Below are 12,746 nucleotides of genomic sequence, written 5' to 3'. Positions count from 1 at the left end.
GGAGCCGGGGGCGTCAACTATTGAAAGGGTGGATGCCCCTCAATGGCGCCCCCGGCCTGAGAGGGCAGCCTCGTCCTAAATCACGAACGTCTGCGCCTCTGCCTGCTCGCTTTCAAAGTCCGGGTACTGGAAATCAGCGGACGGTGGCAGCTGGGGCTTCATTGCCTCGGCAAACTGATCCTTGGTGATCGACCCGGCACCGTCAGTATCCAAGCTTTCGAACAACGCGGTTGCCTGCTCCTCGCTTACATCGTCGGGCCGCCCGGCAGCAAACTCTTCCTGGCTGATGACGCCGTCGCCGTCGGTATCCAACGAGCTGAACAGGTCAGACAGTCTATCGTCCGATGATGATGACGACGGCGGAGGCGGAGGTCCTGCGCCCATCGGCGGCCCATTTCTTGACATTGCCTCCTGCAGCTGGTCAGCCGTCAGCGAACCCGAAGCTTCCGTGTCAAAGCTGTTGAAGAGATTTGCCGCCTGCTCCTCGCTTATATCAGACGGACGCCCTGCAACGAACTCTTCCTGGCTTACGACACCGTCGCCGTCCGTATCCAGGGAGGTAAATAGATCAGAAGATGAATCGTCCGACGATGATGATGACGACGGCGGAGGCGGAGGCCCTGCGCCCATCGGTGGCGCATTTCTTGACATTGCCTCCTGCAACTGATCGACCGTCAGCGATCCCGAAGCTTCCGTGTCAAAGCTGTTGAAGAGATTTGTTGCCTGGTCCTCGCTTACATCAGATGGACGCGCTGCAACGAATTCGGCGATGCTGACCTGACCGTCGCCATCCGTGTCCATTGATGCGACGAGATCATCTTGCCCCGTGTCGGCGCTGGACTGGTCGCCACCGGATGTGGTTTGGCCTTGTTGCATACTCATCAGCATTGACATCAACTGAGAGAGCAGCTTTTGCGCGCTGCCGATCAGCGCACTGTCATCTGACGCTGCCGAGGAAACCCCGGCTGAGCTCCCGGCAGCGGTGACACTAGAGGAAATTGATTGACTTTCAGTGGTAGCCGAAGCGAGTTTCGTGTACCGGTAGGACGTGGTGGCCGATGTCGACGCGATTGTTGTCACAGAGCGCTCCTATGCGACGAAGATGGGTGGGGCGACGCATTACAGAACTACTAAGTTCTCTAATTGGAGTCAGCCGAACTCGCAACAACAAGGCTGCGGGCAAGAAGTCGTAGTTGACAATTGTCCGCCTACCGGACTGCCGATTCGGCGGCCGAAATGCTGTAGGCCGGTGTTTATATGGATGAACCAGGCAATTCCCCGACAATTGGACACCTGGCTCGATCCCGTGGGCGACCGAAGGTCTCCAGCGATGAAGACAAGAGGACCCACATCGTCGAGGAGGCACGCAAGGTTTTTGTGGAGCACGGTTATGCCGGCACAACGACGGCACTTGTTGCGCGTCGTTGCAATGTCTCCAAACAGACCCTGTACAAGCTCTTTGCCAGCAAAGAAGAGCTCTTTGCTGCGATCGTTGTGGCCCATCGCAGAATGATGTTGGCCCTTCCCCGCCCGGAAGAGGAAGACTTGCCGATCGCCGACGCGCTTCATCAGATATTCATGATCGACATCGAGGAAGCGGAAGACGAGGAGCGCACCGCATTCATTCATCTCGTGATGCGGGAGTCTGGACAATTTCCCGAGTTGCGCGATGTCCTTCACGAGGAAGGAATGATCCGGTCCAGGCAAATGCTGGCGCAGTGGCTCGCCGAACAGGAAGCGCGCGGCAAACTGAAGATACCCGATCACGAAAGCGGCGCGCGCATGCTGATGGACATGATCTTCGGAGGCATGGGGCCGCCGGAGGGACAGGCACAGGCATGGCCCGACCGGAACGCACGCAAGAACCATTTGGAACGATGCATAAGCATCTTTGCGCGCGGTGTCGCCGCGCGATGATTCGCTATCACCTGACGTGCCGCTGCAATTGAGGCCGCGGCTTCCAAAATACGGAACCAATCCGTACTAAACTTATCATTTGTCGCCACGGCGGGTATCACAGGCAATATTCTACTCGGTTCGTAAGGACCCCATGCCGCTCACGCTCGAGCGTACGCGTGATCTCCTGCTTCGCCAATCTGGCGATTGCACTGACGAAAGACATGCCGACGCAGCCCTCGAGGATAACGCAACGCGGATAAAATGCTGGCGATCCGTCAGGGAATCATTTATAGAACTACTGGGTTCTGTAATGAATTGCAGACTGTGCGCCTTGATGACGATGTGTCTTTCTGGCGCCTCTCGGCTGAATGCAGCGGCCATCCAAGCAGTGAGCATACGGCAGGTGAACATGAAGCCCCGGCAACGCCTTGCGGCGGTAACCGAGCCGGCTTTTGCGTTGGCCTGCCCTGTCAGGGGGCGGGTCCATGGTTTCTACCTATCTCAGCTATCTTAGCGTAACGAACAATCTGAGTAAGACGCTTTCGGCGGTAGCCTCGAAAGGTGCGGTTGCGAACGAGACCGCCTACTACAAGGAAAACATCGGCAAAGTGACCACCGTCGATGAATTCATGGATAACTACCGCCTCTATTCCTACGCAATGAAGGCTTATGGCCTGGAAGACATGACCTATGCCAAGGCCTTCATGAAAAAGGTCCTTGAAAGCGACCTTAGCGACTCATCGAGCTTTGCAAACACCTTGAGCGATAGCCGCTATACGCAGTTTGCCGCGGCATTCAAATTCGTCGGTGAGGACACGGCTGCACAGACCGACGTGCAACAAGGTTCACTTCTCGACGACTACGAGAGTTCGTTCGACGAGGAGACGGAAGCGACCGCGACGGAAACCGCCTATTATGACAGTACGATCGACAAGGTGACCTCCGTCGATGACTTTCTCGGCAGCAGCCGGCTTCGCAACTACGTGCTGAAGGCGTTCGGCCTCAGCACGGACTACACCTCCACCAGCTTTCTGCGCAACGTCTTGACCAGCGACGTCGACGACCCCGATAGCTTCGTCAACCAACTGGACGACGATGTCTATGTCAATCTCGCCAAGGCGTTCAACTTCGATACCGACGGTACGGCCGGCGATCCGGTGCAGGGCGATGACCAGAAGTCTCAGGTCGAAAGCATGTATGCGATTTCCGTATCGACCTTCGCATCGAGTTCGGTCGGCGACGCCTATACCACGTACTTTGAGGACACGATCGGCAACATCACGTCCGTCGCCGATTTGATGGCCGATGACAAGCTCGTCGCTTACCTGCGCACCGCTTATGGTTTGAGCGATTCGGATCCCGACAACTACATCTCGGCGGCATTGAAGAGTTCGTCGCTTGCGACGGCCATTGGGCTCAGCGATCTGCATGACGCATTCAATTTCGATTCCGACGGCGAACTGGCGGACGGAACGACAGCCCAAACCAGCGACCAGACCTCAGAGACAACGGCTGCCTTCTCGGAAAATTACGTCACCAGTATCGACAGCTGGATTGATGACTCGGTTGACAACTACAAGAGCCGCTTCGCGGACGTAACCAGCATCGACGACTTCCTGACGTCGAACGCGGATGATGACGACGACGACAACGACGATGACGCCGAATTGTGGCAGATGGCGCTACGCGCCTTTGGAATCGGCTCGTCCGAAGTCACAAAGACCCAGTTCCGAAAAATACTGGAAAGCGATCCGGACGATCCGAGCAGTTACGTGAACCAGCTCAATGATGACAGGTTCACGGCGCTGCGCGCTTCATTCAATTTCGGCTCCGACGGCAACACATTGGTTCCGCTTCTCGCCATGTCGCAATCGGTCATCGATGACTTCGTTGCCGACTACAAGGAGAACAAGATCCGATACCTCACCGGCACGGAAGCGACGGACGCCTCGGACGCTGCTGACACAGAGATGACCTATTTCAACACGCAGATGGCAACATTGAAGACGGCCTCTGATGTGTTGGCGGACGACCGTCTTGTGAACCTGATGCTCGTAGCAAAGGGCATCGATCCTGATGATGTGACGGACAACGAGTTGGAAAAGATGTTCGCATCCGATCCGGACGACCCCGAGAGCTACGTCAGTAGCCTGTCTGACAATCGGTTCGCGGAGATCGTTGCCTCGTTCAACTTTGACACCGACGGGAACCTGTCCGCCGACCAGGAAGGAACTGTCCAGCAGCGTGGCGATGTGCTTGAGACCGTGAACAACTATATCCGGCAAACCCTGGAGAGCGATCAGGGGGACAGTAATACCGGCGTGCGCCTGGCCCTTTATTTCGAACGTAAGGCGCCGACGATTTCCAGCGCCTATGACATCCTCGGCGACGACGCATTGTATGAGTTCTTCACGACGACCTTCGGCCTTTCGAGCTACGTCTCGAACATGGATGTCGACAAGCAGGCGGACATGATCACAAGTTTCATCGACATCGATGACCTGGGCGATCCCGACAAGGTCCAGGATCTGATCAAGCGCTTTACCGCGATGTACGATGTGAGCAACGGAACCACGACCTCGAGCGCGGTAACCATCATGAGCGGCGGCGCCACATCGATCAGTGCCGACACGCTGCTTGCGGTTGCTCAACTCAAGAGTTCTTAGGGGCGCATGATGTCCAATCAGAAACTGGACTTCGTGATGACGGAAGAAGAGGATCTGGAAGGTGCGGTTCGGCTTGCCTCCGATCTCATCGATCTCCTGCCGTTCTCCGGTCAAAAATCTCACCCGCTGCAAAAGCGCGCATGGCCTCGCACCGGTGTGTTTGACACGCAAGGTGACGAGATCGTCGGAATTCCGCCGGAGGTTGAACTTCTATGTGAAGCGATCGTCACATGTTTGATCGCAGATATCTGCTTCGATATGCAGACGCTATCGGCCGCTGTAGCCCCACTGCTCAATGACGATTGCGCCCGCGCCCGGCTTCATTGATGGAAGTAGCAGGCGAAGTGGGTTTGCCTGCTACCGTCAGCCTGCCTGCGACAGTACCTTTGCCAACTGGGCCTGTATCGTCATCAGACCGGTCAGAAAGTCGACATCATCCTGGCTGAGGCGGCCGCTTTTGGTCGCTTCCCAAAGATCGGCAATCTGGAGCGCGATGCTATTGGCCCGCCGGAACAGCTCAAAAATTTCATTGTGGTTTTCCCAGGTCACGACGACTTGAGAGAGCTCGGCGTGGATTGACGGAAATTCACAGGAAAAGGCCGGCCGCGCCGCATCGCATCGCTGCGACGAGATGGCAGTGAAATGCAACACGTCGTCCAAGGACAGGTCTCCTTTTCTCCGGACCATGCAGCTTACTGTCTGCTTTGCTATCCGTAGCTAAATGGGAAAAATTCCCATTTGTCAATGAGTCAACAATTTGCCGGCGCCGGCGTCGATGCCAACGAGGGCCGTGTCGTCACAGGTGGTGGCTAGTCAGGCGGTGGACCTGGCGGTGGCCCAGGAGGATCACCCATTTGCGACGGCGCTCCCTGGGGTGGAGGCCCGCCCGCTCGGCCAGGCGTCGAACGCCACGTCCCCGGCTGTCCCGGCGGCGGGCGCCCCGGTCTGTCCGGATCGAATCGAGGGGGGCCGTCGGGCCGGCCAGGCCCGCGTGAGTGAGGCTCGAAAACGCCACCCGAGATGGGTACATTGATGAATGCGCGCCCATTGTCTGGCGAAGCGTCCGCACCCCCTTCGCCCACATTGATCCCGAGCCCTGCCCGCAGGCCAGAACCGTTGCGCTCAATAAAGGTCTCGACGTTGACGCTACCGGCTGTCAGGCCCGGTACAACCTCTTCGGCGTTCACGCGTTCCGGTCGCCATTGTCCGCCGATCACGGAGAACCCCACGACGACACGCCGACCAATCAAGTGACGTGAAGGTCGCCCAATCGGTAATCCGGCAATGCGAACCTGTCCGTTCTTACGCTCCGCAACACCCCTCAGTATCGGAGAGGCAAACCGGTTACGCTTTTCGACCCGGCTTGCCACAATGGTGCCATCCGGCTTTCGAATTCCGAAGACTGCTACGACCTGTCCGGGCTTCAAACGTGGCAGGGGCTGCGCCTCGCTCAAATCGATCCGCTGCGCAAGAACAGTCATCTGCCGCTTGTTGATCGCTGAAACAGGCCCGACAACCTCACTGGTGATGTGGATCGCCTGGGCATTCTGTCCGCCGAGCAGCACGCGAACGACGTGGCCGACGCGCATCTCGTTGGGATCGACGCGACGTCCGTCGATAAAGACCGGAACGTTGCGCGCGTATGGAATACGCCGGCCATTGACGATGATACTGCCGAAGCCTTGGATCGTGCCAACGATACCGGTTCCGCCGATACCATGATCATCACCACCGACGATGGATTGGCCGGTCCCGCCGATACCATGATCGTGAGGCCGAGGCTTTTCGGCGGCATTGGCAGCCAGCGTCATGGGCAGGCAAGCGACCCCCAACAAGAATTGACGTCGCAGCAGGATCGACGACTTCATTCGTCGACCTCCCCTGCAACAGGGCCGATCTGGCTATCTTGCGCTTGCATGACATAAACACCGGCGATCCAGCGCCTATCTCCGCCAGGATCGCCCTCGATCGCCTGGTTGGCGAGCCGATTGAGCCGGAGAAGCATCGCCATGGCTTCTTCTCGGCTTGCGTTGTCCAGACGCTTGGCGAGCGCTTCGGAAATGTTGTTGTAGTGGACGGCCCGCTCGAAAAACGGGGGCGCGTCGGCAAGGATGTTCTCCACCGCTGCCGCGGCATGGTCGTGAAGATTGCGCGTAAAATAGTGCCGCTGCGCTTCCGCATCAGTGTTGGAAATGAGCAAGCTAGCGCTAAGGTGGACGCGATCCTGGTCGTCGACGATTGCAAGTCCGCGATCGACCCATTCATCCAGGACAGCTCTTGGATGGACATCGCGCGTAACCGCCGCAACGAGCCCCTCAAAGGAAAACTCTCCGTCGGATGAAACGCGCGGCAGTGCCTTGGCAATACCCGCCTCGTCGCAAGCGCGCGGATCAGCAAGCCAGCGAGCGATGATCCGGCTCGTTCGGGAGGCCGGCGCGGGCAGGGATTCGACCGTCAATTCGCTTGTTCGAAGGCGGCTGACGTCCTTGCGGTGGATGCCGGTCAGCAAAGATATGCGACTGTCGGTTTGTTTCTTGTCCTTGAGAGCAAAGTCCTTTTCTGCAACGTCAATGAAGAGGCGCCGCATCAGGGCAGAAAATGCCACAAAGTTCAGTCCGCTCGCCAGGCACAACCGCACGATCGGCCTGAGGACCCGCAGAAGGGTTCGCTGAAGCGCAGCTTCTGAAAAGGGAGCCTTGGGTCGCTGCTTCACTCTCTGACCGCTCTTTGCATGCGTTGCAGCCCTCGGCGATGGGCAGAAAGAAAGCCCCCTGAACGCTCACCAAGGGGTTTAGTACCTATACGTACCGAAAATCAAGGGACTGCGCCCCTCAGGAAGACCTTAATGCACAGCTCAAGGTGTTCCCGCTTCTTTTCGGGACTAGACCATCCGTCAGGTGGGTACATCCCCCCAAACATCATGTCCATCAACAGGCGCGCCGCACTTAGCGGATCATCAAGGTACAGCAGGCCTTTTTCGACCTGCGTACCGAGCCAGCCTGCAAGATCATGCCTGGCGCGTAAGATACCGTCTCTGCTTGCTTGCGCCAATTCCGGAGCAAGAGACTGGTCCCGGATGATCGTCCGGACAAATGTGGCTCGATCATCCGCGGGATCATCACCCCGCGCAATCTCGAATATCCTGGCGATCGTCTCCTCGATCGACGCCTTCTCATCCATCGGTCTTGGTAGTGCCAGGAGCGTCTGTTCAGAGACTTTAGCTGCAGCGACAAACAGCTCCTGCTTGCTGGGAAACAAGCGATACAGGGTCTGCTTCGATATCTGACAGCGCATGGCGACCACATCTGTGGTTGTCCCTGCATAGCCAAGTTCAGCAAATGTCTGCCGCGCGATTTCTATGACCTGCATGCGGCGCGTTGCGTCATCGGAGCTCGGAGGACGACCCCGAGGGCGTTTTTCTTCCTGTCGTTCAATTTCCTGTTCGGGAACGTTCAAAAGCTTAGTCAATCCGCGGCAGATATATCGGCACAAAATGGTTGGCACAGGATGCGGCAGCCATCGGCCCGGGCATCGCGCAAAGATCACAGATCACAGTCTTCCGAGCAGCGTCAACCGCTTACAACTAAATAGGCAAACGCCGGCAGAGCTTTCCACGGCTTTGCGCTGTCGCTCGATCAATCGGGGCTCGCGAGCCTGGCTAGAGCAAATCACTGATGATTTCTAGGGTTGAAGAAGTTAGCGTTATGTTTACGGTACCTCAAAGTTCTGTAATGATTCACCGCTGAACATTCCGACACGGGCGGATCAAAGCGGTAAGTGCGGATGATCCGCAGCGAACTCGCCTAGTCCTCATCGCGCCTCGGGCCATCACACACGGCACACGTTTGCCGTGCGGCCCGGCGCGCCCAGCGGACGGCATGTCACCTTACGTCTCACGAAAGGAAAAAAGCCATGAGCATCTTCGGCAGCATGAAGACCGCGGTATCGGGAATGACGGCCCAGGCGAACCGCTTGAGCACGGTCGCAGATAACATAGCCAACGCCAACACGACGGGCTATAAATCAGTGTCGACGTCCTTCTCGTCGCTCGTTCTCCCCTCTACATCCGGCAACTACAATTCTGGCGGCGTACAGACGTCGGTGCGTCAGGCCGTCGCCGAACAGGGCGACATTTCCTACACGACCTCCGCTTACGATCTTGCGATTTCTGGTGACGGCTTCTTCATCGTCACCGGTGCGGACGGAACACCTGTCCTGACACGTGCCGGAGATTTCTCCGTCGATTCGAGTGGCAATCTCGTCAACAGTGCAGGTTACACGCTCATGGGTTACTCCTATGACTCGGGAGCGCCGGCGGTCGTCGTCAACGGCTTCGATGGCCTTGTGCCGGTCAACGTATCCCAGTCCGGTCTCAGCGCAATCGCTTCGACCTCGGCCACTTTCAGCGGCAACCTGGATTCAAGCGCCGAGGTCGTGTCGGACACGACCACGCTACCAAGCGCCAATGACGCGACGACCGTCACCGACGATACCAAGAAGATGTCGCTCGTTGCCTACGACAGCCTCGGCAATACGGTGCAGTACGACTACTACTTCACGAAGACCGCTGAAACAACGGACGCAAATGGCGCCATCACCGGCACCACCTGGGAAGTTGCCGTTTACCGCAACGCGGACGCCACTACCGGCGGCACGACGTCTTTCCCCTACTCCTCGAGCGCCGTCAGCGTCGCCAGCCTCAGCTTCGACGCTGACGGCCAGCTGACATCGGCAACCAATACCGACATTGTCGATCCGGTGACCGCCAAGACGATTACAATGGATTATTCCGGCTTTACCCAGCTCTCGTCGGACTTCGCCGCAACGGGCACCGCCGACGGTCAGGCCGCAAGTGCGGTCAGTTCCGTCAGCATCGGCACGGATGGCGTCGTCACGGTCGCCTATTCGAACGGAACGACAAAACCGCTTTATCAGATCCCGCTTGCAACCGTTGCCAGCCCTGACAATCTCACATTGCTGAGTGGCAACGTCTATAGCGCCAATGGCGCCTCCGGGGTGACGGTCACCGGCTTCCCGCAATCAAATGGCCTTGGCTCCATCCAATCCGGTGCTCTGGAAAGCTCGAATGTCGATCTCGCCGGCGAATTGACCGAAATGATCGAATCCCAGCGCTCGTACACAGCCAATTCAAAGGTGTTCCAGACCGGTTCCGATATCATGGATGTCCTCGTCAACCTGAAGCGATAGGGGCGAGCCGCCATGTCACTGTCCGCTGCGCTCAACACGACGAAAAGCATATTCAGCACGACGAGCTATCAAAGCAGCATCGTTTCAACGAATATCGCCAACTCAAGCAATACCGACTACGTCCGACGCGAGGCCTCGGTTACCACCTCGCTCAATGGAGCGCAGGTGGTAACCGTCTCGCGCGCGCAGGAAGATGCACTGCTGAAACAGTATCTGCAGGCAAACGCAAGCGACAGTGGCCAACAGACCTTGCTCGACGGACTGGACGAGCTGAAATCGATACTTGGGGGCAACGACTACGAAACGTCCCCAAGCGCCTATCTCTCGGCATTTCAGACCGCGCTTCAAACATTTGCGACCTCGCCAAGCAGCACCACTGCCGCCCAGGCGGCCGTGACGGCTGCGCAGGATCTGGCAAACTCCCTCAACGATGCGAGCGATGCCGTCCAGGCCGTCAGACAAGACGCGGATGCTGAAATCGCCTCGCAGGTCGACAGCCTGAACAGCCTCCTGGCGCAGTTCCAGGCTGCAAACGACGCGGTCAAAGTCGCGACCGCGACGGGCACAGATACGTCGAGCGCGCTTGACGTTCGAGACGCGCTGCTCAAGCAGATATCGTCGATTGTCGGGGTGAGCGTGGTCACGCGCGACAACAACGACATGGCGCTCTACACGAGCGACGGGACGACGCTCTTCGATACGACGGCGCGAAGTGTCACCTTTCAGGCGACCACCACCTATGTCGCCGGGACGCGGGGAAATGCCGTCTATATCGATGGGGTTGCGCTTGAGGCCGGCGACGGCTCCACGACGTCGGCAGAAGGGAGCCTTCAGGCGCTGCTTCAGATTCGCGACGAGGTCGCGCCGACGTTCCAGTCGCAACTCGACGAGATTGCAAAATCGCTCGTCTCGGCTTTTTCCGAGACCGACGGCACGACGACTGTTCCCGGTCTCTTTGTCTGGACGACATCATCCGGGGCAGCAGGCGAAACGCCCACCTCGGACGAGGTCATCGACGGGATCGCTGCGACCATCACGGTGAACTCGAACGTCGTCACCAGTAAGGGTGGCGATCCGATGAACCTGCGTGACGGATCCGTCAGCGGCATCACCGACCTCAATACCGAAAACAATAGCGGTTTCTCGGACAATCTGAATGCCCTCTATTCCGCGCTCGATACCGCGCGCAGCTTCTCCTCCGATGCCGGCATTTCATCCAATGTCAGCATCATGTCCTACGCGTCGGCCTCGATAGGCTGGCTCGAGGAATATCGCAGCGGCGCCACAACAGCTGCCGAGAACACGTCCGCAGCGCTGTCACGTTCCAGCGAGGCCTACTCGAATGAAACCGGCGTCAATCTCGACGAGGAACTGACACTGCTGCTCGACATCGAGCAGTCCTACAAGGCCGCGACCAAACTCCTCAACGCGATCGACGAAATGCTGCAGTCGCTGCTCGATCTCGGGAGCTGAACGATGAATCGTCGGCACCGCGCGTGCCGCAAGCCTTTGCCAGACGATCAGCCAATCTCGCACGCGCCTCATCACGGGCATCGACCGTGGCCATAAAATGTCGGTCGGCCCCAGGTCACGCGATCGGCGAAATGGTGGAGACAGCGTCATCCCCATTGGAACCGCAAGCGTCAGAGGCAGAACTCGGAGGACAGAGAGGTCTGAGGACGACACCGTCGAATGGAACGAACGGCCAATTGTTACCGTGCCAGCCATCCGCCGTCGACAGGCAGGACGATGCCGTGGACATAGTCGGAGGCCTGTGATGCCAGGAACACCGCTGCGCCACCGAGTTGCGCCGGATCGCCCCAATGGCCGGCCGGGATGCGGGCAAGGATGCCGGCGCTCCGGTCCGGATCCTCGCGAAGCGCGGTCGTGTTGTTGGTCACGAAATAGCCCGGAGCAATGGCATTGACGTTGATGCCCTTGCCCGCCCATTCGCAGGCCAAGAGACGCGTCAGTCCGGCAAGCCCGCTCTTTGCGGCCGTGTAGGAGGGAATGCGGATGCCGCCCTGGAAGGACAATAGCGAGGCGATATTGATGATCTTGCCGCCGCCTCGTTCGAGCATATGCCGGGCGGCAGCCTGCGACAGAAAGAAGACGCTCTTCAGGTTGATGTCCATGACCGCATCCCAATCGGCCTCCGTGAAGTCGATGGCGTCGGCGCGGCGGATGATGCCGGCATTGTTGACGAGGATGTCGAGCTTGCCAAAGGTCGCTACCGTTTCGTCGACGATTGCCTTTGTCGGTTCGATCGATCCAAGATCGGCCTTGATGGCGTGAAAACCGGCACCGATCTTGCGAACCGCAGCCTCGGTTTCGTCCATCGATGAGCGGCCGACGGCAACGATCGTGGCGCCAGCCGCAGCCAGCGCGACGGCGATTGCCTGACCAAGGCCGGTATTGGCACCGGTGACGACCGCCACCTGCCCGGAAAGATCGAACATGGTCATGGCGGGCCTCACTTGAGGAATTCGGCGCGATGTGGCGTAAACGTATCGATCAGGCGGCCCTTCTCGAGAGCCTTGACCCCATGCACCAGATCGGGGGGAACGATGAAGCTGCCTCCCTGGTGCAGGGTTTCCGTCCTGCCGTCGATCGTCACCTCGAAACTGCCCTCAGCCACATAGCTTGCCTGGATGTGGGGATGGGAATGAAGCGCACCGACGGCGTCCTTCTCGAAAACGACCTCGACCATCATCATCTCAGGCAGGTAGGCCATGATGCGACGGGTCACGCCCGGTTCCGGACTGGCCCACTCGGCATCCTTGGCCGGCACGAAAAGATCACTCACTGCCATAGTCCCCCTCCTCACCGAAGATCTTCGATGGCGACAAGGTCGACGTCGGTATAGTCGACATTGTCGCCGGCCATGGCCCAGATGAATGTGTAGCTTGATGTACCGACACCGGAATGGATCGACCAACCCGGCGACAGGATCGCCTCCTCGTTCTTGACGAT

The 12,746-nt window shown here is 58.4% G+C and carries 12 protein-coding genes and 1 pseudogene; 5 read left to right on the top strand and 8 right to left on the bottom strand.

The window, feature by feature from the left end; genetic code table 11:
- Window positions 1–75: 75 nt before the first annotated feature.
- Window positions 76–882, bottom strand: a complete 807-nt coding sequence (locus AS026_RS05840; protein ID WP_245307363.1) for an EF-hand domain-containing protein — start codon at window positions 880–882, stop codon at window positions 76–78.
- Window positions 883–1,257: 375 nt separating this feature from the next.
- Between AS026_RS05840 and AS026_RS05835 the strand changes: the two genes are divergently transcribed.
- The 3 genes from AS026_RS05835 to AS026_RS05825 all read left to right on the top strand — a co-directional run bounded on the left by AS026_RS05835 (window position 1,258) and on the right by AS026_RS05825 (window position 4,892).
- Window positions 1,258–1,917 (top strand): TetR/AcrR family transcriptional regulator, encoded by a 660-nt coding sequence (locus tag AS026_RS05835; protein ID WP_062368945.1) that lies wholly within the window; start codon window positions 1,258–1,260, stop codon window positions 1,915–1,917.
- A 467-nt stretch (window positions 1,918–2,384) separates the two neighbouring features.
- Window positions 2,385–4,565 carry a DUF1217 domain-containing protein gene (locus tag AS026_RS05830; protein WP_062368944.1) on the top strand — a complete coding sequence of 727 codons (2,181 nt, stop codon included), beginning with the start codon at window positions 2,385–2,387 and terminating at the stop codon, window positions 4,563–4,565.
- 9 nt (window positions 4,566–4,574) lie between these two features.
- Entirely contained in the window at window positions 4,575–4,892 is a 318-nt protein-coding gene (locus AS026_RS05825) for a DnaT-like ssDNA-binding protein (protein ID WP_062368943.1), read from the top strand.
- Window positions 4,893–4,928: 36 nt separating this feature from the next.
- Here the strand turns inward: AS026_RS05825 and AS026_RS05820 are convergent, their stop codons facing one another.
- From AS026_RS05820 to AS026_RS05805, 4 genes are all read right to left on the bottom strand, one after another.
- Complete coding sequence (locus AS026_RS05820) at window positions 4,929–5,225, bottom strand: hypothetical protein (RefSeq protein WP_062368942.1); 297 nt, start codon at window positions 5,223–5,225, stop codon at window positions 4,929–4,931.
- A 149-nt stretch (window positions 5,226–5,374) separates the two neighbouring features.
- Window positions 5,375–6,433, bottom strand: coding sequence for a DUF5666 domain-containing protein (locus AS026_RS05815; RefSeq protein ID WP_062368941.1), 1,059 nt, complete (start codon window positions 6,431–6,433; stop codon window positions 5,375–5,377).
- Window positions 6,430–7,278: a DUF6502 family protein gene (locus tag AS026_RS05810; RefSeq protein ID WP_062368940.1), complete on the bottom strand. Its 849-nt coding sequence runs from the start codon at window positions 7,276–7,278 to the stop codon at window positions 6,430–6,432. The genes AS026_RS05815 and AS026_RS05810 overlap by 4 nt, the downstream gene beginning before the upstream one ends.
- Window positions 7,279–7,379: 101 nt before the next feature.
- On the bottom strand, window positions 7,380–7,934 hold the full coding sequence (locus AS026_RS05805; RefSeq protein ID WP_062368939.1) for a TetR/AcrR family transcriptional regulator: 555 nt from the start codon (window positions 7,932–7,934) through the stop codon (window positions 7,380–7,382).
- A 543-nt stretch (window positions 7,935–8,477) separates the two neighbouring features.
- On the opposite strand from AS026_RS05805, the gene AS026_RS05800 reads away from it, so the two are divergent.
- The gene (locus AS026_RS05800) at window positions 8,478–9,773 is read left to right on the top strand and encodes a flagellar hook protein FlgE (protein ID WP_062368938.1); all 1,296 of its coding nucleotides are present in this window, start codon (window positions 8,478–8,480) and stop codon (window positions 9,771–9,773) included.
- 12 nt (window positions 9,774–9,785) lie between these two features.
- On the top strand, window positions 9,786–11,246 hold the full coding sequence (flgK, locus tag AS026_RS05795) for a flagellar hook-associated protein FlgK (RefSeq protein ID WP_062368937.1): 1,461 nt from the start codon (window positions 9,786–9,788) through the stop codon (window positions 11,244–11,246).
- Between the two features lie 239 nt (window positions 11,247–11,485).
- On the opposite strand, the gene kduD is transcribed toward flgK, so the two are convergent.
- From kduD to AS026_RS41035, 3 genes and pseudogenes are all read right to left on the bottom strand, one after another.
- Window positions 11,486–12,238, bottom strand: a complete 753-nt coding sequence (gene kduD, locus AS026_RS05790; RefSeq protein WP_062368936.1) for a 2-dehydro-3-deoxy-D-gluconate 5-dehydrogenase KduD — start codon at window positions 12,236–12,238, stop codon at window positions 11,486–11,488.
- Between the two features lie 8 nt (window positions 12,239–12,246).
- Window positions 12,247–12,585: a cupin domain-containing protein gene (locus AS026_RS05785; protein ID WP_062368932.1), complete on the bottom strand. Its 339-nt coding sequence runs from the start codon at window positions 12,583–12,585 to the stop codon at window positions 12,247–12,249.
- An 11-nt stretch (window positions 12,586–12,596) separates the two neighbouring features.
- Window positions 12,597–12,746, bottom strand: a pseudogene (locus AS026_RS41035) (5-deoxy-glucuronate isomerase); the annotation flags it as partial.

It is taken from the genome of Rhizobium altiplani, from assembly GCF_001542405.1.
Taxonomy (GTDB): Bacteria; Pseudomonadota; Alphaproteobacteria; order Rhizobiales; family Rhizobiaceae; genus Rhizobium; species Rhizobium altiplani.
The sequence above is the reverse complement of the archived record's forward strand: the minus strand, read 5'-3'. Positions and strand labels throughout refer to the sequence as shown.

What these genes read in the sequence shown, in the direction of transcription:
- AS026_RS05840 (WP_245307363.1), bottom strand. Translation starts at nt 882, where the DNA reads ATGAGTATGCAACAAGGCCAAACCACATCCGGTGGCGACCAGTCCAGC.
- AS026_RS05835 (WP_062368945.1), top strand. Translation starts at nt 1,258, where the DNA reads ATGGATGAACCAGGCAATTCCCCGACAATTGGACACCTGGCTCGATCC.
- AS026_RS05830 (WP_062368944.1), top strand. Translation starts at nt 2,385, where the DNA reads ATGGTTTCTACCTATCTCAGCTATCTTAGCGTAACGAACAATCTGAGT.
- AS026_RS05825 (WP_062368943.1), top strand. Translation starts at nt 4,575, where the DNA reads ATGTCCAATCAGAAACTGGACTTCGTGATGACGGAAGAAGAGGATCTG.
- AS026_RS05815 (WP_062368941.1), bottom strand. Translation starts at nt 6,433, where the DNA reads ATGAAGTCGTCGATCCTGCTGCGACGTCAATTCTTGTTGGGGGTCGCT.
- AS026_RS05805 (WP_062368939.1), bottom strand. Translation starts at nt 7,934, where the DNA reads ATGCAGGTCATAGAAATCGCGCGGCAGACATTTGCTGAACTTGGCTAT.
- AS026_RS05800 (WP_062368938.1), top strand. Translation starts at nt 8,478, where the DNA reads ATGAGCATCTTCGGCAGCATGAAGACCGCGGTATCGGGAATGACGGCC.
- flgK (WP_062368937.1), top strand. Translation starts at nt 9,786, where the DNA reads ATGTCACTGTCCGCTGCGCTCAACACGACGAAAAGCATATTCAGCACG.
- kduD (WP_062368936.1), bottom strand. Translation starts at nt 12,238, where the DNA reads ATGACCATGTTCGATCTTTCCGGGCAGGTGGCGGTCGTCACCGGTGCC.
- AS026_RS05785 (WP_062368932.1), bottom strand. Translation starts at nt 12,585, where the DNA reads ATGGCAGTGAGTGATCTTTTCGTGCCGGCCAAGGATGCCGAGTGGGCC.